The following is a 22,580-nucleotide window of genomic DNA, read 5'->3' on the forward strand; positions in this document are numbered from 1 at the left end:
GAAATATCTAGTTATAGGGGCCGTATTAGTATAAGGGGATTGCAATGATAGCAGGCCATCCCTTACAATACAGACAAAAAGGGATGATTGCGATGACTTATGAAGAATTAACTACTAAAATCATGGAATGGGCGCATGAACGGCGGATTGATGAAGCAGACCCGCGGGTGGAGTTTATGAAGATGGCGGAGGAACTCGGTGAATTGTCCTCCGCCTATAATAAGCAGAAGCGGGCTAAGCTGGTCGACAGTATCGGTGACCTCCAGATTGCACTGCTGATCTTCTCCAAACTGGTCGGCGTTGACCATCATGCTGCCGTGGAGAAGGCTTATCAGGAAATTGCTGGCCGTCATGGCAAGACGACGGTGGCTGGTGTGTTTATCAAAGAGAGTGCCCTCAATGACTAACCCAGAAAAACCGCGTTACCAGCTGACCCGGCGCGAACAACTTGCCTTTGGCGCGCTCCTCCTGCCGTTGAACGTCTTCTTCAAACTCTACTACGCTGATCAGGAGAAGGATAAACGTAAGAATAAATGACAAAAAAGCTCCCGCCGTAGCGAGGGCTTTTTGTATACAAACTATTTCAAAACCTTCTTCAAGAATTCCTTGGCCCGGTCACTAGTCGGGTGGCTGAAGAACTCATCCGGGGCCCCGGTTTCTTGGATGTAGCCGTCAGCCATAAACCAGATCTGGTCAGCCACTTCCTTGGCAAAGCCCATTTCGTGGGTGACCACCACCATCGTCATTCCGGAATCAGCCAGTCCTTGCATAACGTTCAGCACTTCGTCAACCATTTCCGGGTCGAGGGCACTGGTCGGTTCGTCAAAGAGCATCACTTCCGGGTCCATCGCCAGCGACCGGGCGATGGCAACCCGCTGCTTTTGTCCACCGGAGAGGCTGTCCGGGAAGACGTCCGCTTTATCCGCTAGGCCAACCTTGGTCAGGAGTTCCTTAGCGGTTTTCGTGGCTTCCTCATCGCTAATCCCCTTGACCTTGATCGGTGCAATCTTGATGTTGTCGATCACAGTCATGTTCGGGAAGAGGTTGAAGCCTTGAAAGACCATTCCCATCTTTTCCCGTAACTCGTCGAGCTCTTTGTCAGAAATATCAGTCAGGTCTTTACCTTCAAAGAGGACCTTGCCGCTCGTCGGCTTTTCGAGAACGTTTAAGCACCGCAAAAAGGTACTTTTCCCGGCCCCGGACGGCCCAATCACACAGATAACTTGTCCCTTATCGACCTCTTCTGAAATGTCTTTGAGGACTTCGGTGCCATTAAATTCTTTTTTCAGGTGTTGGATTTCGATCATTTTAGTGGGCATGTTTCATTCTCCCTTCGAAGTAGTTCAGGATTCTCGTCAACGTAAAGGTCAGGATAAAGTAAATCATCATGGTAATGAACAGCGGCAGGACACCCTTGTAGGTATCGGCCTGGACCAGCTGGGTTTGGTACATTAATTCGCCAACCCCAATCGTGGAAACCAGTGAACTGTCCTTTAACAGGGTGATAAACTCATTTCCTAGGGCCGGCCAAATGTTGCGCAGGGCTTGCGGCAGGACGATAAAGCGGAAGGTCTGCTTCTTCGTCATCCCCAAGCTCCGGGCCGCCTCGGTCTGTCCGACCGGCAACGATTGGATTCCGGAACGGATAACCTCAGCAACGTAGGCCCCGGAGTTAACCGATACGGCGATGATCCCGGCGACGAGGGCTGGCATCGATTGGATAATCGCCCCAATTCCAAAGTAGACAAACATAATTTGGACCAGCATTGGGGTTCCCCGGATAAATTCGATGTAGCAGATGGCAATTCCGTGGAGGAACTTGCTCTGTGACAACCGCATCAGGGCAAAGATGGTCCCGAGCAGGAAACCAAAGATTACGGAGATCACGGTAATGATCAGCGTGTACTCAACCCCCTTAGCAAAGAAGGTCCAGTAACTAGCCACAGTGTTGGCCTTCTTGTAGGACTTCATGTACTTAGAAGCTTGGGGAATCCACTGCTTGTTAATCAAGTCTTCCTTATTAATCTTGGCGACAGTTTGGTTGGCAGCTGCCTCAAGGGACGTGTCCCCCTTAGGGAAGGCCATTGCAATCCCACCAGACTGAATCTTAATGTGGGAGTCGAAGGCCATCAGGTTAGAGTTGTTATTGGCGTACGCCTTGGCAGTCGCCTTGTCCATCAGGACCCCATCAACCTTGTGTGACTGCAGCGCCAACACTAATGAAGGGATTTTGGCCAGGCCCTTTTCCTGGACGTTTGGAATGTTTTCCTTAACCAGGTTATATTCCATTGCCCCGTTTTGGGCGCCGACCTTCTTGCCGGCAAAATCTTTCGTTGATGTAAACTTGCTCTTGTCCGCCTTGTTAATCAGGAAGAACTTGGAACCCATGTAGTATGGTTTAGAGAAGTCAACGCTCTTTTGCCGTTCGGGAGTGATGTTCATCCCGGCGATCACGGTGTCAACCTTGTGGGATTCAAGGGCAACCAGCAGGGAGTCAAAGTCCATGTTTTTGATCACGAGCTTAACCCCGAGGTCCTTAGCAAACTGCTTGGCAACGTCCATTTCAAAGCCAACGTACTCAGTCTTGCCATTTTTCTTGGTAGTAAATTCGTAAGGTGGGTAGTCAGCGCTGGTTCCCACGACCAGGGTCCCCTTTTGCTTAATGCGCTGCACTGAATCATCGGCCGCCGCTGAATTGGTTGAGTCAGCGCTTGCGCTGCTGCTTGAACTAGTTGCGGCAGCGAAGGCATTCAGCGGGGCGACGACCAGTGAAACACAGAGAATTATTAGCATTAATAATGGCTTAAAGTGCTTCATAAATCAATTACTCCTTTTCAATCAATAATCTTAAATAATAACTGTAAATGAATATACACCATCGTAACTATTTATGCAATGCTTTTCTTAAAATTAGAATAAATATTCAACATCGGAGCGGGCGGCTTGGTGGTTTTAACTTTCTTCCTTCATTTAATAGGCGGTAAATTGTAAACGCCCATTAGCCGAATCGGAAAATCTCTGAAAAGAAACATTGACACTAACCGGCTTATTAGGTACAATATTTTTTGTAGTGAAAGGCTGCGATGGCCTGGTTACGTAACTTTAAGCTCGGAGGGAGGGAATCAACATGTCAAAAACAGTCGTTCGTAAGAATGAATCCTTAGACGACGCTCTTCGACGCTTTAAACGTTCAGTTTCGCGCAATGGAACATTGCAAGAATACCGGAAACGGGAATTCTACGAAAAGCCCAGTGTAAAACGCAAGTTGAAATCTGAAGCGGCACGGAAGCGCAAGAATAAGCGTGGTCGTTACTAAAAACGAATGCTCCTACCTTTCCTGGTGGGAGCTTTTTTGTTCAATATTATTAGGAGATGGATAGAATGAGTTTATTGCAAGATTTAACAAGTAACATGGTAAGTGCGATGAAGAGCCGGGACAAGGAGACCTTGGCGGTGGTGCGGATGCTCAAAGCGGCCGTGCAAAACGCCCAGATCGAAGCCGGTCACGACCTAACACCCGACGAGGAAGTGGCGGTCATGTCACGGGAGTACAAGCAGCGGAAGGAATCCCTGGCTGAATTTGAAAAGGCCGACCGGCAAGACCTGGTTGACCAGACCAAACATGAATTAACGGTAGTGGAAAAGTACCTGCCAAAGCAGCTGTCCGTTGACGATGTGAACAAGATCGTGCAGGAAACCATTGCGGCGGTTGGCGCTTCCAGTATGAAGGACTTCGGCAAGGTGATGGGAGCTGTAATGCCAAAGGTCAAGGGCCAAGCGGACGGTAAAGTCGTTAACCAGGCGGTCAAAGCGGTACTAAGCAATAAGTAGTTTTATTAGGTTACTATAAGGTAGCGACTATCTCCCAATAGTTGCTACTTTTTAGTATTACGGTCTTAAAGCCGGAGACAATTACTATAAAAGGAGCATCACACTAATGTGTACATCAATTTTATATACCGCGGGTGACTGCTATTTTGGTCGGAACCTGGACTTGGAAGTTTCATTTGGGCAGGAAGTAGTAATTACGCCACGCGATTACCGCTTTAATTTCCGCCAAATGCCTGCACTGGACCACCATTATGCCATTATTGGGATGGCCTTAGTCCAGGATAACTATCCTTTATACTTTGACGGGGCTAATGAAGAGGGGCTCGGGATGGCTGGCCTGAACTTCGCCGGGCCTGCCCACTATTTCCCGGTCGATGACCACAAGGATAATGTTTCACCATTTGAATTTATTCCGTATATTTTGGGGCAATGCAAGAATGTTGTCGAAGCCAAACAATTATTGAAGAAACTTAACCTGGTCAAAATCAATTTTTCCGACCACCTGCAGCTGTCGCCATTGCACTGGTTGATTGCCGACCGGTCTGGTAAATCGATCGTGGTTGAATCGACGGTGAGTGGCCTGCACGTTTACGACAACTCGGTCAACGTTTTGACTAATAATCCGGAATTTCCGGGTCAGTTGACTAACCTGGCCAACTACCAGAGTATCTCACCAGAGCAACCAACTAATGGGCTGGCGCCAAATATCAAGATAGGTTTTTATAGCCGGGGATTAGGCTCCCGCATGTTGCCAGGGGGGATGGATTCCCAGAGCCGTTTTGTAAAAGAAGTCTTTACCCTGCAGCACGCCCCAGCTGGTGCCAGTGAGGTAGAAAACGTTACTAACTATTTCCACTGCCTGCACGCGGTGGAGCAGCAAAAGGGTCTCGATGAGGTGGCCCCGAACACTTTTGAACACACCATTTATTCTGACGGGATCAATTTATCGACGGGAACCTTCTACTATACTACTTATGCTAATCATCAAATTAATGCGGTCAGCTTGCAACATGCAGATTTGAATAACAACACTTTGGCACCATTCCCATTGCGGGAGCAACAGTCAATTAATATGCAAAATTAATGTTTTACGAAAAACCGGTCAGGGCGACACCTCTGGCCGTTTTTATTTCCCACAATATGCAAATATCTGCATAATTTTTTGATTTTTTGCCGAAACTATTGATACATATTCGAAATTGCTGTATATTAAACTCAATTAATAAATATACAAAAAATGAATGGAGACGATTGTTATGGCAAAGGAAAAGATTGTATTGGCTTACTCTGGTGGTCTTGATACCTCAGTCGCAATTGCATGGTTAATGAATAAGGGTTATGACGTGATTGCCTGCTGCATTGACGTTGGTGAAGGTCTGGACCTGGAGGCGATCCAGCAAAAAGCGGCCGCAATCGGGGCCTGGAAGTCAGTAGTGATTGATGCCAAACGTGACTTTGCCGAACAATTTGTTTTACCCGCTTTGCAAGTTCATGCAATGTATGAGCAGAAGTATCCATTAGTTTCCGCGCTTTCCCGGCCGTTAATCGTGCAAAAGCTGGTCGGCGTGGCTAAGGAGTACGGAGCAACGGCGATTGCCCATGGCTGTACCGGGAAGGGCAATGACCAAGTCCGGTTTGAAGCGGGGATTCACGCTCTGGCTCCTGAGATGAAGATTGAGGATCCCATCCGGGACTGGCACTGGTCACGGGAAGAAGAAATTCAGTACGCTAAGGATAATAACATTCCGGTGCCGATTACCAAGGCGAGTCCGTACTCAATTGACCAAAACCTATGGGGACGGGCCAACGAATGCGGGATCTTGGAAGACCCGTGGGTGGCCGCACCTGAGGATGCTTACGAGCGGACCACCCCGATTGAAGAAACTCCCGACCAGCCAACGGTAATGGAAATCACCTTTAAGGAAGGGGTCCCGACCGCTCTGGACGGGAAAGAAATGCCATTAGACCAGCTGATTATGAAGCTGGACAAAGTTGCCGGCGAGAACGGGATTGGCCGGATTGACCATGTTGAAAACCGGTTAGTCGGGATTAAATCCCGGGAAATTTATGAATGCCCAGCGGCAACAGTTTTGTTAGCAGCCCACAAGGACATGGAAGATCTGACCCAGGAGCGGGAAGTTGCTCACTTTAAGCCAACCATTGAGTTAAAGATGAACGAATTGATTTACAATGGTCTTTGGTACTCACCGTTGATGAAGGCGATGGTGGCCTTCCTGGAAGAAACGCAGAAGGTGGTTAATGGTGTTGTCCGGGTCAAGCTTTTCAAGGGAAACGTGGTCTGCGAAGGCCGGAAGTCAGCTAATTCACTTTATGACAAGAACCTGGCAACCTATACCTCGGCTGATGAATTTGACCAGGAAGCGGCAACTGGTTTTATCAAACTCTGGGAGCTGCCGGACAAGGTTTATGCCCAGGTACAGGAAAAAGCGCAATTAAAGAAAGGAGCGGCGACTGATGCCCATTAAGAAAATGTGGGGTGGCCGGTTTGAACAGGCGGGCGACCAGCTGGTTGACCAGTTTGGGGCCTCGATTTCCTTTGACCAGGAGATGGCCAAGGAAGACATCATGGGGTCGCTAGCCCACGTCAAGATGCTCAAGGCAACCAATATTTTATCGTCCCAGGACGCTGACCAAATCATTGCCGGACTGCAGGAATTGGCAGCGGAACTAGCGGACCACGGCCTGGCCTTTGACGTGGAAAACGAAGACATCCATATGAATATTGAGGCCCTCTTGACGGCTAAAATTGGCCCGGTTGCGGGTAAATTGCATACCGGCCGGAGCAGAAACGACCAGGTGGCAACTGACTTCCACCTCTACGTCAAGGAGCGTCTGCCCCAGGTGATTACCGCGCTGAAGGGCTTGCAGGCCGCCTTGGTTAAGCAGGCGGCGCAGAATGTGGAAACCGTCATGCCAGGCTATACCCATATGCAGCACGCCCAGCCGATCTCGTATGGTCACTACCTGATGGCCTATTTTCAAATGTTTCAGCGGGATGTCGAACGTTTCCAATTTAACCAGCAGCACACTGACCTTTCCCCGTTGGGCGCCGCCGCGTTGGCCGGGACGACCTTTCCGATTGACCGTGAAATGACGGCCAACTTGCTGGGTTTTAGCGCCCCCTACGCTAATTCGCTGGACGCGGTTAGCGACCGGGACTTTGCACTGGAGTTCTTGAGCAACGCCAGCATCTTGATGGTTCACCTGTCGCGGTTATGCGAAGAACTGATTTACTGGTGCAGCTATGAGTTTGGCTACCTTGAGCTGGCCGACGCCTACTCCACCGGCAGTTCGATTATGCCGCAAAAGAAGAATCCGGATATGGCAGAACTGATTCGGGGCAAGAGCGGCCGGGTCTTTGGCAGCCTGCTGGGCCTGTTAACGACGATGAAGGGACTGCCGCTGGCCTATAATAAGGATATGCAGGAGGATAAAGAGGGAGTCTTTGATGCCGTCAAGACGATCCTGCCGTCCCTGAAAGTAATGACCGGGATGATTGAGACCCTCCAGGTTAATAAGGAGAAGATGGCCCAGGCAACTCACCACGATTTTTCCAACGCGACTGAATTAGCCGACTACTTGGCAACTAAGGGGATTCCCTTCCGGCGGGCGCACGAAATTGTGGGCGAGCTGGTCTTAAAGGGCTTAAAAACCGGGACCGACCTGGCTGACATTCCCCTAGCGGAGTTCCAGCAGATTGACCCGCGGGTGGAGGAGGATGTTTACACCGTTCTTAAACCTGCGGTGGCGGTCGAGCGGCGGAACTCGCTCGGTGGGACCGGCTTTGACCAGGTTCGCCAGCAGATTAAAGCGGCGCAGAAAATTTTACAACAATAACCTAAAGTAGGAGGCTGGGAATTAACTCAGCCTCTTTGCTATTTTAAAGATAGTCATGCGACAGCGCAGTAGCTGGCTGGCAGTTTAAACGCTGACAACCCTGCTACGGACAATTGCCGTCCCGTCCCGTACCAATGATCGTCCTAGGCCAGCCTTACTGTCCCTAACCGTGGGGGACAGCTCCTTTTGCTATTATGTCAACGGAAAGCTATGATATAATCAATTTGGTAAAAAAGCGTATCAAATCAAATAAAGGAGAATCGTGCAGTTTGGCAGAAAACACGCAAGAATACGAACAAGTTTTTCAAATTGACCAGCCGGAAGTAGAAGTTGGGATCCTCGGCCCCCAAGACAAGTTTGTCGGCTTGTTTGAACAGGGGATGGACGTAACCCTGAACCCCTTCGGCAGTGATTTAAAGGTCCGCGGCCGGGAGGAGGACGTCAAATTAACCGTGGATGTCTTCCACGCCTTGGTCGGCCTTCTTCAGCAGGGGATTCATCTTCATAGTACCGACATTGTGAGTGCCATGAAGATGGCCCACCGGGGAACGCTGGAATACTTCGCGGACCTGTATAGTGAAACCATTATTAAAGACCGCAAAGGCCAAGCGATTCGGGTAAAAAATTTTGGGCAGCGTCAGTACGTCAACGCAATCAAACATAACGATATTACCTTTGGGATTGGCCCGGCCGGGACCGGGAAGACCTACTTGGCGGTTGCCATGGCGGTTGCTGCCCTTAAGCGGGGTGAAGTCGAACGGATTATCGTGACCAGGCCCGCGGTGGAAGCTGGGGAGAGCCTCGGCTTCTTGCCGGGGGACCTCCAGGAAAAGGTCGACCCCTACCTGCGGCCGATTTACGACGCGTTGAACGCAATCCTGGGGACCGACCACACCCAACGCTTGATGGAGCGGGGAATCATTGAAATTGCTCCCCTGGCCTATATGCGGGGACGGACACTCGACGGGGCCTTTGTAATCCTGGATGAAGCACAAAACACCACTAACGCCCAGATGAAGATGTTTTTGACCCGGCTGGGCTTTGGCTCCAAGATGGTAATCAACGGTGATATTTCCCAAATTGATCTGAAACACGGGGTCCGGAGCGGGCTGGTCAGTGCCCAGCGAATCCTCAAGGAGATCCAGTCGATTCAGTTTGTTCGCTTCGGGGCAGAAGACGTGGTTCGGCATCCGGTAGTTGCCAGGATTATCACTGCCTACGAGGAGCAGACAACCCACCAGCACGCAAAGGAGGAAGAATAGTGGACCTGACGATATACGACGAAACTGCCGGCCGGGTGAGTGAAGGCCAGCTGGCCTTAATACGGGACGTCCTGCAATTTGCGGCGGGCAAATTAAGCTTGAAAGCGAACACTGAGATGTCAGTAACGCTGATGACTAACCCGGCGATTCGCAAGCTTAACCAGCAGTACCGCGGCGTTGACCGGGCAACGGATGTCCTGAGCTTTGCGGCTGAAGAGCGCGGTGACGAAACGCCGATCATCATGGCCCCCGAGCTAGCAGCTGAAATTCCAGAAAACTTGGGCGACCTCTTCGTGTCGGTTGATAAGGTGGCGGAGCAGGCGAAGTTTCTTGGTCACTCTGCTGACCGGGAACTCGGCTTCCTTGTTGTCCACGGCTTCCTTCATTTGAATGGTTACGACCACGAAGAGCCGGCCGATGAGCAACGGATGTTTGACCTGCAACGGGAGATCTTAAATGAGTATGGACTCCAAAGATAGGCGGCAGGTTGGCAAGAACCACCACCTTTATCAGGCAATGCGGCACGCGGGCGATGGGATCATCACGATGCTGCGTGAAGAACGCAATATGCGTTTCCATTGCTTAGCGGCGGTAGCGGCCCTGGGACTAGGCTGGTGGCTGCGGATCAGCAGCGGTGACTGGCTGTGGCTGCTCCTGGTGATTTTTTTGGTGTTTGCGGCCGAATTTCTGAACACGGTTACGGAAGCCGTGACGGATGTCATGGTTAGCCACCAGTATAATGTTGACGTTAAGAAGGCTAAGGACGTGGCGGCCGGCGGGGTCCTGCTAGCGGCGTGCTTTGCGGTCGTGGTGGGGCTGATTATCTTTGGTCCCCGCCTGGTGAATTTAGTTAGGTAGGAGTAAGAAATGGATAATCCAAATTATAAATCAGGGTTTGTGGCCTTAATTGGCCGGCCCAACGTTGGGAAATCAACCCTGTTAAACTACATTGTGGGCCAAAAGGTCGCCATCATGAGCAACGTTGCCCAGACGACCCGGAATAAAATTCAGGGGATCTACACGAGCAAGGACGCCCAGATCATCTTTATTGATACTCCGGGGGTCCATAAGCCGGCGACAAAGCTGGGGGACTTTATGGAACGGTCCACCCTGTCGGCGTTGGATGAAGTTGACGCCATCGTGTACGTGGTGAGTGCGACCGAAAAACGGGGCCCCGGTGATAACTTTATTATTGACCGGCTCAAGCAGGTTAAGCAGCCGGTTTACCTGGTGGTCAACAAGATCGACCAGGTCCACCCGAACGACCTGCCGGACATCGTGGCGCAGTACAAAGATGCTTTGCCGTTTAAGGGGATTATCCCGGTTTCGGCCCTGCAGGGAAATAACGTCAACGAGCTAATCAATGAATTGGTGGCTGGCCTGCCGCACGGGCCGCAGTATTATCCGGCTGATCAGATTTCTGACCACCCCGAACGCTTCGTCATTGCCGAAATGATCCGGGAAAAGGTCTTTATGCTGACCCGGGATGAAGTTCCCCATTCTGTGGCGGTGGACGTCACCTCAATCCAACGTGAGGACGCTGAACACGTGCACATTTCGGCCAACATCGTGGTGGAGCGCCCCGGACAAAAGGGGATTATCATTGGCAAGAAGGGCCAGATGCTTAAGAAGATCGGAACGATGGCCCGCCAAGACATTGAACGGTTGCTCGGCGACCGGGTTTTCCTGCAGCTGTGGGTTAAGGTCGTGCCAAAGTGGCGGGACAAATCCGCGATGCTTAAGGACTATGGTTACCGGAATAAGGACTATTAATTGTTGAAAGGGAGCGATCACGTGACCCGGGAAACAACCGACTTTCGGGGAATTATCATTTACCGGCGGGACTACCGCGAGCGTGACCTCCTGATTAAAATCCTGACGGATCGGATTGGGCCCGCGATGTTTTACGTCCGGGACGCCAAGAAACGGGGCTTTCGCTTGGCGGGCGATCTCCTGCCGTTTACCCACGGAAGCTATATCGGCTCGCTAGCTGATAACGGCCTTAGTTTTATTAATGCCGCAAGCGAAACGCACCAGTACCGGCATATTGCCGGGGACCTGAGTAAAAATGCCTACGCCACCTACATCCTGGCCCTGGCTGACCATGCCTTTGCCGATGGCCAGCCGTTGGGGGGCTGGTTTGACCAGGTGGCAGCTGCCCTGGCATTGATCGACCATGGGCAGGATGAGCAGGTGGTTACGAACGTCATTGAGACCCAGCTGCTTACGGTTTTTGGCGTTGCTCCCACCTGGGACCGCTGCGTTATCTGTGGCCGAGCCGACCGCCCATTGGATTTTTCCGAGCAGTATGGGGGGATGCTGTGCAGCCAGCATTGGTATCTCGACAGCCGGCGTTTTCACTTGGACCGGCGGACCGGGTACTACTTGCAGCAGTTTGCCCAGCTCAACCTGCAACGGGTTAACAACATCAACATTAACCCGGTTACCAAGATGCGTTTGCAGATGGTCCTTGACACGATTTATGATGACCAAGTGGGCTTGCGCTTGAGGAGCAAGCGCTTTATCCAGCAGATGCACCGCCTTGAGCAAAAGATGGGGAATTTAACCGCGGACGATTGACAAGCCCGGAAAAGTTTTCTATTATAAGACGTGTTTATTGCTAACACCTAATTGAATATCGTCGGCAATGACGGAGAAAAGCAATGGCTGGTCCTACCCAGCGAGCGGGGGAGAGTGCAAGCCCCGTTGGGATCACCATTGAAGTGGCCCTCCAGCAGCCAATTGAACTAAGCTGTTTTGCAGAAGTGCAAAAAAGCAGGGTGGAACCGCGAATTAATTTCGTCCCTGTGGTTACGGATTCGTAACTACGGGGATTTTTATATGAAGGGAAGTATTCAGATGACGACGAAGAAGCTAACTGTCCAAGAAATCATCTTTACGCTTGAGCAATACTGGGCCAAGCAGGGATGTATGCTGATGCAGGCTTACGACAATGAAAAGGGTGCCGGAACAATGAGCCCGTACACCTTTTTACGGGCAATCGGTCCCGAACCGTGGAACGCGGCCTATGTGGAACCGTCCCGGCGGCCGGCTGATGGACGCTATGGTGAAAACCCCAACCGGCTCTACCAGCACCACCAGTTCCAAGTGATTATGAAGCCCTCCCCGGACAACATCCAGGACCTCTACCTGGGCAGCTTGAAGGAATTGGGGATTGACCCGCTGGAACACGACATCCGCTTCGTCGAAGATAATTGGGAAAACCCATCGATGGGCTGTGCCGGGGTCGGTTGGGAAATCTGGCTGGACGGGATGGAAATCACTCAGTTTACCTACTTCCAAGTGGTCGGTGAACTGCCGATGAGTCCAGTGGCGTCCGAGGTTACCTATGGTCTGGAACGGCTAGCGGAATACATTCAAAACGTTGATTCAGTTTATGACCTGGAATGGGCCGATGGGGTCCTCTACGGTGACATTTTCAAGGAACCAGAATACGAGCATTCCAAGTACGCCTTTGAAGAAAGCGACCAGGATATGCTCTTGGCGGCATTCAATAATTATGAACGCGAAGCAAAGCGGCTGATTAAGCTCGGTTTGGTCCACCCGGCCTATGACTACGTCCTAAAGTGCAGCCATACCTTCAACCTGCTTGATGCACGGGGGGCTGTTTCAGTCACGGAACGGGCCGGCTACCTGCACCGGATTCGGATCATGGCTAAGTCGATTGCCAAGGCCTTCGTTGAAGAGCGGCGCAAGCGGGGCTTTCCACTAATTCATGACGAAAAGCTCCGGCAAAAAACGCTGGCGGAATACACCAAGAAGGCGGAAAAGGCTAAACAACGGGCAGCCAAACAGGCGGCCAAGAAAGCACAGAAGGGGGACAAGTAGCATGGCTAATTCATACTTACTCGAAGTCGGGGTTGAGGAAATGCCGGCCCACGTGGTAACACCAAGCATCAAGCAGTTACACCAGCGGGTGGCTGACTACCTGAAGGAAGCACGGATTTCATTTTCGGATATTCAGGAATATGCGACTCCCCGGCGGTTAGCGCTGCTGATCCATGGCTTGGCTGATAAGCAGCCGGACGTCGACGAGACCGTCAAGGGCCCCGCAAAAAAGATTGCCCAGGACAGCGATGGCAACTGGACAAAGGCTGCGATTGGCTTTACCCGGGGTCAGGGCGCAACGGTTGACGACATTGAATTCAAAGAAGTCAAGGGTGAAGAGTACGTCTTCGTTGAAAAGCATATTGCAGGAAAGCCGGTTGCAGAAGTGCTGGCGGGCTTGCCAGAGGTTATCACCGCGCTGAATTTTCCAACGCTGATGAAGTGGGGCTACAACAACCTTCAATTTATCCGGCCCATCCGCTGGCTAGTTTCCCTGCTGAATGATCAGGTCGTTCCGTTCAGCATCCTGGACGTGGAAGCTGGCCGGACGACCCGTGGGCACCGCTTCTTGGGCCATGATGTGGAATTAGCTAACGCTGACGATTACGTGACCGACCTGGAAAAGGAATTCGTAATTGTGGATCCGCAGCGCCGGAAAAAGGTGATTAGTGACCAAATTGATGCCATCGTGGAGGAACACGATTGGGTAATCGATAAGGATCCCGACCTGCTGGAGGAGGTTAACAACCTGGTGGAATGGCCGACCGCCTTTGCCGGCTCCTTCGATCCGAAGTACCTGGTTCTGCCGGATGAGGTCCTGATTACCTCGATGAAGGACAACCAGCGCTTCTTCTACCTGCGTGACCACGACGGGAACCTGCTGCCAAACTTTATTGCGGTCCGCAACGGGAATAAGGAATACTTGGAAAACGTGATCAAGGGGAACGAGCGGGTGCTGGTTCCGCGGCTGGAAGACGCCAAGTTCTTCTACGAGGAGGACCAGAAGCTGACGATCGACCAGTACGTTGAACGGCTCAAGAAGGTCAGCTTCCACGATAAGATCAGCTCAATGTATGACAAGATGCAACGGGTGGCGGTAATTGCCCGGCTGATTGGCCAGCGGCTGAACCTGTCGGCTGCCGAACTGGCTGACCTGGACCGGGCCGCCCACATCTACAAGTTTGACCTGACGACCCAGATGGTGGGTGAATTTGCGGAATTACAAGGAGTGATGGGGGAAATCTACGCCAAACTCTTTGGTGAAAAGGACGACGTGGCTGCGGCCATCCGGGAGCACTACATGCCGATCTCCGCTGAAGGGGCCCTGCCAGTCACTAAACTGGGGGCGATCCTGGCGATTGCCGACAAGTTGGACAGCATTCTGAGCTTCTTTGCGGTAGATATGATCCCATCCGGTTCCAACGATCCGTACGCATTGCGGCGGCAGGCGTTTGGAATTGTCCGGATTATTAATGACCGCGGCTGGCACCTCTCCCTGCTGGGGATTCAGCCGGTCTTGATTAAGGCCTTGGCCGACGCCGACGTCGCAATCGACTTCGACTTAAGCAAGAATGCTTCAGCGGTCCGGAACTTCTTCTTGGACCGGCTCAAGCAATTCTTTAGCGGTCGGCGGTTACGGCATGATATCATTGATGCCGTTACCGATACCGACAATGATGATATCGAAACGGTCTTTGAAGCGGCGACGGCCATTGATGAGCACAAGGACGATGCCGACTTTAAGGATGCGGTCGAGGCCTTGACGCGGGTTCTGCGGATTAGTAAGAAGGGCCACCAGGAGCTGGCTGCCCAGGTTGACCCACAGCTGTTTGAAAACCCTTCGGAGGCAAAACTATACGCGGCAGTAGATAAAGTGGCCGCTGGTGCCGTTGACCGGACCGTTGCGGAAAACTTCACCGCGTTACGGCAATTGGCACCAGTGATTACCGAATACTTCGACGAGAATATGATCATGGATAAGAACGAGGCTGTGCGGAATAACCGCTTAGCACAGTTGGCAATCATTGCCCGTCTTGCCCGGGTAATGGGGAACCTAAACGATTTAATCGTCAAGTAGTGCTTTTTGATTGTTTTTCGGCCGCCTTGTGGTATCATATATATTAAGTGAATTTTGGCTAGATGAGTAAAGGAGGGTCGCATTCCGTTGGGTTGCGGCCTTTCGTTACTGTTCACAGCTTAACTAAGTGGGGTGGTTCAATGGCAAGAATACCGCGTACGGTAATCGATGAAGTGCGCAATTCGGTTGATATTGTTGATGTGATTGGCCGTTATGTTCAGCTAAAGAAAGCCGGCAAAAACTTTACCGGTCTCTGCCCATTTCACAACGAGCAGACCCCGTCGTTTTCGGTCAATGCGGAAAAGCAGTATTACCACTGTTTTGGTTGTGGACGCAGCGGCAACGTTTTTCAGTTTTTGATGGATTATCAGCACATTAGCTTTGTGGAAGCGGTCACGGCGGTCGCTAAGGATGCGGGGATCAGCTTGCCCGACCAGTATGTTCAGTCTGCTGACCGGCCAACGACTCCGGCCGACAGTGAAAACGGCCAGCTGCTTCAGCTTCATCAGAAGGCGGCCGAACTGTATCACTATATCCTGGTCGGCACGCCGGCTGGGGAGGCCGGGTTGCGTTATTTGACCCGGCGCGGGGTTTCCCGGGAGCTGATCGACCAGTTTCAGCTGGGCTTTGCACCGGAACAGCAGGTCTTAAAGGCTTATTGTGACAAGGAGAAACTGGACTACCAGCTGCTGCGCAAGTCCGGCTTGTTTACCGAAGACCACGCGGGCCAACTCCACGACCGGTTTGCCGAGCGGGTCATGTACCCGATTAAGAACCGGCGCGGTCAGGTGATTGCCTTTTCCGGGCGCCTGCTCAGCACCGACCAGACGGACCTGCCGAAATACCTTAACAGTCCGGAAACCCCGCTTTTTAACAAGCGGCGCACCCTGTTTAACCTTGATCAGGCGCGGAAAGCGGCCCGGCAAGACGGTAAGTTGTACCTGTTTGAAGGTTTTATGGACGTGATTTCGGCCTTTGGGGCTGGTGTTCAAGCCGGGATTGCCTCAATGGGGACCAGCTTTACCGAAGAACAGGTTGGGATCATTCACCGGACGACGACCCAGCTGAATATTTGTTATGATGGTGACCAGGCGGGGCAAAATGCCATTGACCGGGCGATCAAGCTGGTGGAAAGCCAACCGACTGGCAACCTGCAGGTACGTGTGGTCCAGCTGCCGGCTGGGGTGGACCCGGATGAGTACGTACAACGCTTTGGCGCGGAAAAGTTTCGCCAGTATTTGGCTAGCCAGGAGGAAACGACGGTTGACTTCTACCTGCGTTTCTTGCGGCAGGGCCGAAACCTCGACCAGCAGGGCGACCGGATGGACTACCTGAATCAGGTTTTAAAGGTAATCGCAAAGGTACCAACCCCACTTGAACAGGATCTGTACCTGACCAAGCTTGCCCAGGAATTTTCCCTTGATAAGGCCGCGCTGCAAAGTCAGCTGACACAGCTTAGCAGCCGGTCGGGCGGCAATCAGCCGCGTTCAGGCCAAGACTACCGTGGGCGGGTAACCGATCAGCCGCCCGTTGCCGCGGTTGAAGCACGGCCCCAGATCAAAATCAGCCGTGCGGAATTGGCCGAGCAGATGCTCTTGTATTATATGCTGCACAGTCAGGAAGTATGGGCTCACGTGACGGCAACGACTGGTTTTCACTTTGTTCACGAGCGCTACCAGACCCTGTATTTGCTGGCAGCCAGTTATTTTACCGAACACGGTGATTACTCGGTCGCTGATTTTCTCAATTACCTGAACGAAGATGAGTTGCGGCTGACCTTGAGCCAGGTTGAACAGCTGCGGATTAATCCAGCCGTTCAGATGCCGGTTGTCGATGACTGTATGCGAATTATCACCCGGCAGACGCCACTGGATGACCAGATTGACCAGGTGCAAAAACAATTGCGGGAAGCCAATACATTGAACAACACTGAGCTGGTGATGAAGCTGACGGTTAAGTTGGTGAACTTGTTGAAGGAACAGCAACAGTATAAAGCAGAGGAGACTAATTAATATGGCAAAGAGTAAGAAGAAAGACCTTGTTATTTCCAATAGCGAAGATTTTGATCAACAAAAATACGATACTGCTGTTGGTAAACTAATCCGCCAGTACAAGAAGCAAAAGGAAATCCAATACGGCGTCCTGACGGATAAACTTGCCAAGCCATACGAACTGAACGCGGAGGGGATCGATAACCTCCTCCAAAACGTTGAGGATGCCGGCATTAGTGTGGTTGATGCCAACGGTGACCCGGATCCGCGGGCGCTGAAGGCTACCGAAAAGCTCTCCCAAAATGCGATGAAGGACACGTCCGCGCCAACCGGGGTCAAGATTAATGACCCCGTGCGGATGTACCTCAAGGAAATCGGCCGGGTCAACCTGCTGACGGCCGATGAAGAAGTTAAGCTGGCCCTGCGGATTGAACAGGGGGACGAAGTCGCTAAGCAGCAGCTGGCCGAGGCGAACCTACGGCTGGTGGTTTCCATTGCGAAGCGCTACGTCGGTCGGGGAATGCAGTTTTTGGACCTGATCCAGGAAGGAAACATGGGGCTGATGAAGGCCGTTGAGAAGTTTGACTACCGGCGGGGCTTTAAGTTCTCTACCTACGCGACCTGGTGGATTCGGCAGGCCATTACCCGGGCGATTGCTGATCAAGCCCGGACGATCCGGATTCCCGTCCACATGGTCGAAACGATTAATAAGCTGATCCGGATCCAGCGGCAACTCTTGCAAGACCTTGGTCGGGAGCCACTCCCTGAGGAAATCGGGGCGGAAATGGATATGCCGACGGAAAAGGTTCGCAATATTCTCAAGATTGCCCAGGAGCCGGTTTCCCTGGAAACGCCAATTGGTGAGGAGGATGACTCCCACCTGGGCGACTTCATCGAAGATCAGGACGCGACCAGCCCGGCTGACCATGCGGCTTACGAAATGATGAAAAAGCAGCTGGAAAACGTCCTGGATACCCTGACTGACCGGGAGGAAAACGTCTTGCGGCTACGGTTTGGCTTGGACGATGGCCGGACCCGGACCTTGGAAGAGGTCGGGAAGGTCTTCGGCGTAACCCGGGAACGGATTCGGCAGATTGAAGCCAAGGCACTGCGGAAACTCCGCCACCCATCCCGCTCGAAGCAGCTAAAAGACTTTTTAGAGTAGTCCCTACTAAATTAAATACGAATTAATTTCCCCAACACGTTAAATTTTTAACAATTTAGCGTGTTTTTTTGCAAGAATTAAAAACTAATTAATGATTTATCAAAGAATCCTTGACGAAAATTTATTGAAATAATAAAATTGTTTAAGTAAAGTGTTTGTTGCTTCGAGACAGAGAGGGAGTTGCAGTATGCCTGAATTATCAGCGGATTTATACGGAACCATTAGTCACAAGCTAGACGCCTTAAAGCCATCCGGGATCCGGGCCTTCGATAAGGAGGTTTCACAGATTCCAGGAATTATCAAGCTGACGGTTGGCGAGCCGGACTTTAATACACCGGAGCACGTCAAGCAGGCGGCAATTAAGAGCATTCAAAATGATGATTCCCACTACGCACCACAGGCTGGGAAGCCGGAACTGCTGGCGGCGATTAGTGATTACATTAAGCAGACTCGGCAGGTGGAATATGATCCTGCCAGTGAAGTGGTGGTAACGGTGGGGGCGACTGAGGCGCTCGATGCGACGCTGTTTAGCCTGTTAAACACAGGGGACAAGGTCATCGTGCCAACCCCGGCCTTTGCGCTTTATTTCCCGCTAATTGCGATGACCGGGGCGACGGCGGTCCAGGTTGATACCGCCGCCGATGGATTCGTCCTGACCCCGGAACGGCTGGAAGAAGTCTTGGCGCAGGAGGGGCCGGGGGTCAAAGCGGTCCTCCTCAACTACCCAAGCAACCCGACCGGCCGGGAATACCCTGCGGATGTCTTAGCCGGCTTGGCTAAGGTTATTACCGCCCACCACCTTTACGCAATTGCGGATGAAATTTACAGCGAGCTGGTGTACGGAGTGGACCATGCGTCGATTGCCAGCATAATTCCAGAACGTACCCTGCTGATTTCCGGCTTGTCCAAGTCCCACGCGATGACCGGTTACCGCCTGGGCTACATTGCCGGACCAGCAAAAATCATGAAGAGTATTTTGAAAATGCACTGTTACCTGGTGACCACCGTTACGGACAGCACCCAGGCTGCGGCCACTGAGGCGCTGACGAACGGACTGGATGACCCGCTTGTTTTCCGGCAGTCTTACGAACAGCGGCGTGATCTAGTGGTTGCTGGTCTGTCCAAACTCGGCTTTGAAGTTGCGACACCTGAGGGGGCCTTTTACATCTTTGCCAAGATTCCAGCCGCCTTTGGCAAAAACGACGAGCAGTTTGCCCGCGATCTGGCCAACCAGGCCAAGGTCGGGGTAACGCCGGGGAGCGCCTTTGGGGCCGGTGGTGAAGGCTATATCCGCTTATCCTACGCGTCCTCCGAAGCGGACATTCGTGAATGTTTGAAGCGGATCGGCGGCTTTGTTAACCAAAGCGCTAAATAAGGTGACTTCAGGGAGAATGGGGAAATTCCTCAGGCTCCCTGCTTTTTTTGGTATAATTATCCATAAATAATTGATAAAGGGAGAATGATAAACGTGGATGCGCAACACCTTTCAAAACGGCTGGCGCTGGTGGCTTCATTTGTTCCCCAGGGCGCCCGGCTAGCAGACATTGGTTCGGACCATGCTTACCTGCCGGCGGCCTTGGCACTGGCCGGGAAGATTAAGCTGGCGGTGGCGGGCGAAGTCGTCGCGGGACCGTACCAAAACATGGTAAATGAGATTCAGCAAAACGGACTTGACGGGCAAATCATTCCCCGCTTGGCGGATGGCCTTGCTGCCGTGCACCCGGAGGACCACGTCGACACCGTAGTAATTGCGGGGATGGGGGGAACCCTGATTGCTGATATTTTGGAACGGGGCCAGGAGCAATTGGCAGGCGTTCAGCGGCTAATTCTTCAGCCGAATGTTGGCGAAGCGCGCTTACGAGCCTGGCTGCAAGCACACCGCTACCAGATTATGGCCGAACGGCTGCTTGAAGAAGACGGTCATATTTACGAAATTATCGTTGCCGAACCGTCACTGGTTCCCTTCCGGTATAGTGACTATGAGCTGGAGTTCGGTCCGCTGCTGTTAGAGGAAAAGGGCCCTGTGTTTACCCAAAAGTGGCGGGACTACATTCAACGGCAGACGGCCGTATTGCGGCAGATTGAAGCGGCCAAGCAGCCCCCAGTAGCAAAGGTCAAGCAGCTCCAGTCAGCAATTAGTCTGGTTAAGGAGGCCCTTGCAGATGATTAGTGGAACAACGTTAATCCAGCGCTTTGAACAGTTTGCCAGCCCCCAGCTGGCCGAAAAATGGGACCACGTTGGTTTGCAGCTCGGCGACCCGGACCGACCGCTGCGGCGCCTAATGACCACCCTGGATGTCCGGCCCGAAATCGTTGCCGAAGCAATTGACCAGCGGGTTGACTTCATTTTTGCCCACCACCCAATAATGTTTCACCCGGCGCAGAATTTAGACACTAGGAACCCCCAGAACCAGATGTATGCAGACCTGCTCGCCCACCACATTACGGTTTACGCGGCCCATACCAACCTCGATACCGCGAACGGGGGGATGAACGATTGGCTGGCTGCTAAACTGGGGCTAACTAACTGTCAGCCGCTGCTTTCGGCCGGGACGGATCCCATTAGCGGCGAAGCGGTGGGGATGGGCCGGATTGGCAGCTTCAATGGTCAGATGACCCCCCGTGAGTTTGCTAACTACTGCTGCCGGTTGTTTGGTGTTCAAGGGCTGCGGCTGATTAACCATCCGGCCGATGAGCACAAGGAAATCCACCGGGTGGCCGTCTTAGGTGGTGCCGGCCAGGACTTTTACGCTAACGCCGTCCGGATGGGGGCGGATGCCTATGTAACCGGGGACGTTAGCTACCACTTTGCCCACGACATGGTCGCCAACCACCTCACCGTGGTGGATCCGGGTCACCACATCGAGGCGATTTGCGAGCACCAGTTGGCGGCCCTCTTCAGAAGCTGGCAAGCAGCCAATGCCGGTTGGGATTTTACGATTGTCGAAAACCGGCTTAATACGGACCCCTTCACCTTTGTAGTTGACGGAAAGGAAGATTAATAATGGAAACAGCGCAATATGACGGCTTATTGGATCGCTTCCTAAGGTATGTAAAAACTGAAACCCGTTCTAATCCAGCGGCGACGACGATTCCGTCTGACCCCAAGGAAACGGCCTTCCTAAATGAACTTGCGGAAGAGCTGCGGGAGCTGGGACTGGCAAACGTGCACATTAACCAGCAGAGTGCTTACCTGATGGCGACGATTCCAAGCAACCTCGATTACCCGGTGCCAACCCTGGGGTTGATTGCCCACGTCGATACGGCAGACTTTAATGCCCATAACGTCAACCCGCAAATTATTGAAGACTATGATGGTCATTCACCGATTAATTTGGACCGGGATGGTAACTACCAGCTGACGGTGGATGATTTTCCAGCACTCAAGAACTACCGCGGAGATACCTTAATTACGACTGATGGTTCGACCCTCCTGGGGGCGGATGATAAGTCGGGGGTCGCCGAGATTATTACCTTGGCGGCCTACCTGATGGCCCATCCCGAAGTTAAGCATGGTGAAATCAAAATTGGCTTGGGGCCGGATGAGGAAATTGGTACTGGCGCTGCACACTTTGACGTTGCCGATTTTGGTGCCGACATTGCCTATACGGTTGACGGCGGGCCGCTTGGCGAACTGGAATATGAAACTTTCAACGCGGCCCAGGCGGAAATCGAGATTGCGGGGAAGGATGTTCACACGGCGGTTGCCAAGGGAACAATGGTTAATGCCATCCAAGTTGCAATCGACCTGCACAACAGCCTGCCGGCCCATGAACGGGCTGAACGCACCGCGGGCCGGGAAGGGTTCTTCCACTTGTACAAGTTTGACGGCAGTGTTGACCATGCGTCGATGACTTACCTGATTCGAGATCACGACCGGCAGACCTTTGAGGAACGCAAGCATCTCTTAGGGCGGATCGTGGCGGGTCTGAACACTGAACTAGGGGCCGAGCGGATCAGCATGAAACTATCTGACCAGTACTATAACCTCAAGGACGCCTTGACGGGCCACATGGAAGTGGTCGAATTGGCCAAGCAGGCGATGGAAAACCTGGGAATTACCCCAAATATCTACCCGGTTCGCGGGGGCACGGATGGATCGACAATTTCCTACATGGGCTTGCCAACCCCGAACCTCTTTGCTGGCGGTGAGAATATGCACTCCCGTTATGAGTATGTTTCCCTCCAGACGATGGAACGGGCGGTTGACGTCCTGCTGGAGATTATCCGCCTTAACAGCCAGCCGAAATAAGCGAAAAAACACCAGGCCGAAAAGAATTCGGTCTGGTGTTTTTAAAATTAGTAATTAAAATTACTTTTCCTTCCGCGCTGGGTTGGCCTTCCCGGTAATCGCATTGACGGCGTTAACCGCAATCAACGCCATCACGGCACCAATGATGGCAACGGCCCGGTAATCTGGGGCCATCCCTTCCAATTGGGAAGTGATGTAGGCTAATACTTCAGCCAAAATAAGGCCCCAGATGGCAGCAACAATGTTTTTGGATAGCAGATTCATTAGTTTCATCCCCTCTGTATAATAACCATTT

23 protein-coding genes are annotated in these 22,580 nt (G+C 52.2%); 20 read left to right on the plus strand and 3 right to left on the minus strand.

Features of this window, described 5'->3' with window-relative positions; all coding sequences use genetic code 11:
• Nucleotides 1-92: 92 nt before the first annotated feature.
• Nucleotides 93-407 (plus strand): MazG-like family protein, encoded by a 315-nt coding sequence (locus HMPREF0494_RS00895; RefSeq protein ID WP_040458738.1) that lies wholly within the window; start codon nt 93-95, stop codon nt 405-407.
• Nucleotides 400-537, plus strand: coding sequence for a hypothetical protein (locus tag HMPREF0494_RS11350; RefSeq protein WP_007123014.1), 138 nt, complete (start codon nt 400-402; stop codon nt 535-537). The genes HMPREF0494_RS00895 and HMPREF0494_RS11350 overlap by 8 nt, the downstream gene beginning before the upstream one ends.
• 41 nt (nt 538-578) lie before the next feature.
• On the opposite strand, the gene HMPREF0494_RS00900 is transcribed toward HMPREF0494_RS11350, so the two are convergent.
• Complete coding sequence (locus tag HMPREF0494_RS00900) at nt 579-1,319, minus strand: amino acid ABC transporter ATP-binding protein (protein WP_007123015.1); 741 nt, start codon at nt 1,317-1,319, stop codon at nt 579-581.
• On the minus strand, nt 1,309-2,817 hold the full coding sequence (locus HMPREF0494_RS00905) for an ABC transporter substrate-binding protein/permease (protein ID WP_007123016.1): 1,509 nt from the start codon (nt 2,815-2,817) through the stop codon (nt 1,309-1,311). Before HMPREF0494_RS00905 ends, HMPREF0494_RS00900 begins: the two co-directional genes overlap by 11 nt.
• A gap of 310 nt (nt 2,818-3,127) precedes the next feature.
• Here HMPREF0494_RS00905 and rpsU point away from each other — a divergent pair, with 310 nt between their 5' ends.
• The 18 genes from rpsU (at nt 3,128) to pepT (ending at nt 22,285) form a co-directional block, all read left to right on the plus strand.
• The gene (gene rpsU / locus HMPREF0494_RS10865) at nt 3,128-3,316 is read left to right on the plus strand and encodes a 30S ribosomal protein S21 (RefSeq protein ID WP_007123017.1); all 189 of its coding nucleotides are present in this window, start codon (nt 3,128-3,130) and stop codon (nt 3,314-3,316) included.
• 65 nt (nt 3,317-3,381) lie between these two features.
• Nucleotides 3,382-3,831 carry a GatB/YqeY domain-containing protein gene (locus HMPREF0494_RS00910; protein WP_040458624.1) on the plus strand — a complete coding sequence of 150 codons (450 nt, stop codon included), beginning with the start codon at nt 3,382-3,384 and terminating at the stop codon, nt 3,829-3,831.
• A 106-nt stretch (nt 3,832-3,937) separates the two neighbouring features.
• Nucleotides 3,938-4,915 carry a choloylglycine hydrolase gene (gene bsh, locus HMPREF0494_RS00915; protein ID WP_007123019.1) on the plus strand — a complete coding sequence of 326 codons (978 nt, stop codon included), beginning with the start codon at nt 3,938-3,940 and terminating at the stop codon, nt 4,913-4,915.
• A gap of 172 nt (nt 4,916-5,087) precedes the next feature.
• A complete protein-coding gene (locus HMPREF0494_RS00920) occupies nt 5,088-6,317 on the plus strand; it encodes an argininosuccinate synthase (RefSeq protein WP_040458625.1) in 1,230 nt (409 codons plus the stop codon).
• The gene (gene argH, locus HMPREF0494_RS00925) at nt 6,307-7,689 is read left to right on the plus strand and encodes an argininosuccinate lyase (RefSeq protein WP_007123021.1); all 1,383 of its coding nucleotides are present in this window, start codon (nt 6,307-6,309) and stop codon (nt 7,687-7,689) included. Before HMPREF0494_RS00920 ends, argH begins: the two co-directional genes overlap by 11 nt.
• A gap of 269 nt (nt 7,690-7,958) precedes the next feature.
• A complete protein-coding gene (locus HMPREF0494_RS00930) occupies nt 7,959-8,951 on the plus strand; it encodes a PhoH family protein (protein WP_040458626.1) in 993 nt (330 codons plus the stop codon).
• Complete coding sequence (ybeY, locus tag HMPREF0494_RS00935; protein WP_007123023.1) at nt 8,951-9,430, plus strand: rRNA maturation RNase YbeY; 480 nt, start codon at nt 8,951-8,953, stop codon at nt 9,428-9,430. The genes HMPREF0494_RS00930 and ybeY overlap by 1 nt, the downstream gene beginning before the upstream one ends.
• Complete coding sequence (locus tag HMPREF0494_RS00940; RefSeq protein WP_007123024.1) at nt 9,414-9,809, plus strand: diacylglycerol kinase family protein; 396 nt, start codon at nt 9,414-9,416, stop codon at nt 9,807-9,809. Before ybeY ends, HMPREF0494_RS00940 begins: the two co-directional genes overlap by 17 nt.
• Before the next feature lie 9 nt (nt 9,810-9,818).
• Complete coding sequence (gene era / locus HMPREF0494_RS00945; protein WP_007123025.1) at nt 9,819-10,724, plus strand: GTPase Era; 906 nt, start codon at nt 9,819-9,821, stop codon at nt 10,722-10,724.
• Nucleotides 10,725-10,745: 21 nt separating this feature from the next.
• Nucleotides 10,746-11,531, plus strand: coding sequence for a DNA repair protein RecO (gene recO, locus HMPREF0494_RS00950; protein ID WP_040458628.1), 786 nt, complete (start codon nt 10,746-10,748; stop codon nt 11,529-11,531).
• Nucleotides 11,532-11,810: 279 nt separating this feature from the next.
• Nucleotides 11,811-12,800 (plus strand): glycine--tRNA ligase subunit alpha, encoded by a 990-nt coding sequence (gene glyQ / locus HMPREF0494_RS00955; protein ID WP_318635566.1) that lies wholly within the window; start codon nt 11,811-11,813, stop codon nt 12,798-12,800.
• A gap of 1 nt (nt 12,801) precedes the next feature.
• Complete coding sequence (gene glyS / locus HMPREF0494_RS00960; protein WP_007123029.1) at nt 12,802-14,877, plus strand: glycine--tRNA ligase subunit beta; 2,076 nt, start codon at nt 12,802-12,804, stop codon at nt 14,875-14,877.
• A gap of 140 nt (nt 14,878-15,017) precedes the next feature.
• A complete protein-coding gene (gene dnaG / locus HMPREF0494_RS00965; protein ID WP_007123030.1) occupies nt 15,018-16,889 on the plus strand; it encodes a DNA primase in 1,872 nt (623 codons plus the stop codon).
• A 1-nt stretch (nt 16,890) separates the two neighbouring features.
• Complete coding sequence (gene rpoD, locus HMPREF0494_RS00970; protein WP_007123031.1) at nt 16,891-18,033, plus strand: RNA polymerase sigma factor RpoD; 1,143 nt, start codon at nt 16,891-16,893, stop codon at nt 18,031-18,033.
• 187 nt (nt 18,034-18,220) lie between these two features.
• Complete coding sequence (locus tag HMPREF0494_RS00975; RefSeq protein ID WP_007123032.1) at nt 18,221-19,408, plus strand: aminotransferase class I/II-fold pyridoxal phosphate-dependent enzyme; 1,188 nt, start codon at nt 18,221-18,223, stop codon at nt 19,406-19,408.
• 93 nt (nt 19,409-19,501) lie between these two features.
• On the plus strand, nt 19,502-20,203 hold the full coding sequence (locus tag HMPREF0494_RS00980; protein ID WP_040458629.1) for a tRNA (adenine(22)-N(1))-methyltransferase: 702 nt from the start codon (nt 19,502-19,504) through the stop codon (nt 20,201-20,203).
• A complete protein-coding gene (locus tag HMPREF0494_RS00985; protein WP_007123034.1) occupies nt 20,196-21,035 on the plus strand; it encodes a Nif3-like dinuclear metal center hexameric protein in 840 nt (279 codons plus the stop codon). The genes HMPREF0494_RS00980 and HMPREF0494_RS00985 overlap by 8 nt, the downstream gene beginning before the upstream one ends.
• 2 nt (nt 21,036-21,037) lie before the next feature.
• Nucleotides 21,038-22,285 (plus strand): peptidase T, encoded by a 1,248-nt coding sequence (gene pepT, locus HMPREF0494_RS00990; RefSeq protein WP_007123035.1) that lies wholly within the window; start codon nt 21,038-21,040, stop codon nt 22,283-22,285.
• 60 nt (nt 22,286-22,345) lie between these two features.
• On the opposite strand, the gene HMPREF0494_RS00995 is transcribed toward pepT, so the two are convergent.
• On the minus strand, nt 22,346-22,549 hold the full coding sequence (locus HMPREF0494_RS00995; RefSeq protein WP_040458630.1) for a DUF2929 family protein: 204 nt from the start codon (nt 22,547-22,549) through the stop codon (nt 22,346-22,348).
• Between the last annotated feature and the right edge of the window lie 31 nt (nt 22,550-22,580).

It is taken from the genome of Limosilactobacillus antri DSM 16041 (assembly GCF_000160835.1).
Lineage (GTDB): Bacteria > Bacillota > Bacilli > Lactobacillales > Lactobacillaceae > Limosilactobacillus > Limosilactobacillus antri.

Coding starts and splice junctions, on each gene's coding strand:
- HMPREF0494_RS00895 (WP_040458738.1), top strand. CDS start 93: ATGACTTATGAAGAATTAACTACTAAAATCATGGAATGGGCGCATGAA.
- HMPREF0494_RS11350 (WP_007123014.1), top strand. CDS start 400: ATGACTAACCCAGAAAAACCGCGTTACCAGCTGACCCGGCGCGAACAA.
- HMPREF0494_RS00900 (WP_007123015.1), bottom strand. CDS start 1,319: ATGCCCACTAAAATGATCGAAATCCAACACCTGAAAAAAGAATTTAAT.
- HMPREF0494_RS00905 (WP_007123016.1), bottom strand. CDS start 2,817: ATGAAGCACTTTAAGCCATTATTAATGCTAATAATTCTCTGTGTTTCA.
- rpsU (WP_007123017.1), top strand. CDS start 3,128: ATGTCAAAAACAGTCGTTCGTAAGAATGAATCCTTAGACGACGCTCTT.
- HMPREF0494_RS00910 (WP_040458624.1), top strand. CDS start 3,382: ATGAGTTTATTGCAAGATTTAACAAGTAACATGGTAAGTGCGATGAAG.
- bsh (WP_007123019.1), top strand. CDS start 3,938: ATGTGTACATCAATTTTATATACCGCGGGTGACTGCTATTTTGGTCGG.
- HMPREF0494_RS00920 (WP_040458625.1), top strand. CDS start 5,088: ATGGCAAAGGAAAAGATTGTATTGGCTTACTCTGGTGGTCTTGATACC.
- argH (WP_007123021.1), top strand. CDS start 6,307: ATGCCCATTAAGAAAATGTGGGGTGGCCGGTTTGAACAGGCGGGCGAC.
- HMPREF0494_RS00940 (WP_007123024.1), top strand. CDS start 9,414: ATGGACTCCAAAGATAGGCGGCAGGTTGGCAAGAACCACCACCTTTAT.
- era (WP_007123025.1), top strand. CDS start 9,819: ATGGATAATCCAAATTATAAATCAGGGTTTGTGGCCTTAATTGGCCGG.
- glyQ (WP_318635566.1), top strand. CDS start 11,811: ATGACGACGAAGAAGCTAACTGTCCAAGAAATCATCTTTACGCTTGAG.
- glyS (WP_007123029.1), top strand. CDS start 12,802: ATGGCTAATTCATACTTACTCGAAGTCGGGGTTGAGGAAATGCCGGCC.
- dnaG (WP_007123030.1), top strand. CDS start 15,018: ATGGCAAGAATACCGCGTACGGTAATCGATGAAGTGCGCAATTCGGTT.
- rpoD (WP_007123031.1), top strand. CDS start 16,891: ATGGCAAAGAGTAAGAAGAAAGACCTTGTTATTTCCAATAGCGAAGAT.
- HMPREF0494_RS00975 (WP_007123032.1), top strand. CDS start 18,221: ATGCCTGAATTATCAGCGGATTTATACGGAACCATTAGTCACAAGCTA.
- HMPREF0494_RS00985 (WP_007123034.1), top strand. CDS start 20,196: ATGATTAGTGGAACAACGTTAATCCAGCGCTTTGAACAGTTTGCCAGC.
- pepT (WP_007123035.1), top strand. CDS start 21,038: ATGGAAACAGCGCAATATGACGGCTTATTGGATCGCTTCCTAAGGTAT.
- HMPREF0494_RS00995 (WP_040458630.1), bottom strand. CDS start 22,549: ATGAATCTGCTATCCAAAAACATTGTTGCTGCCATCTGGGGCCTTATT.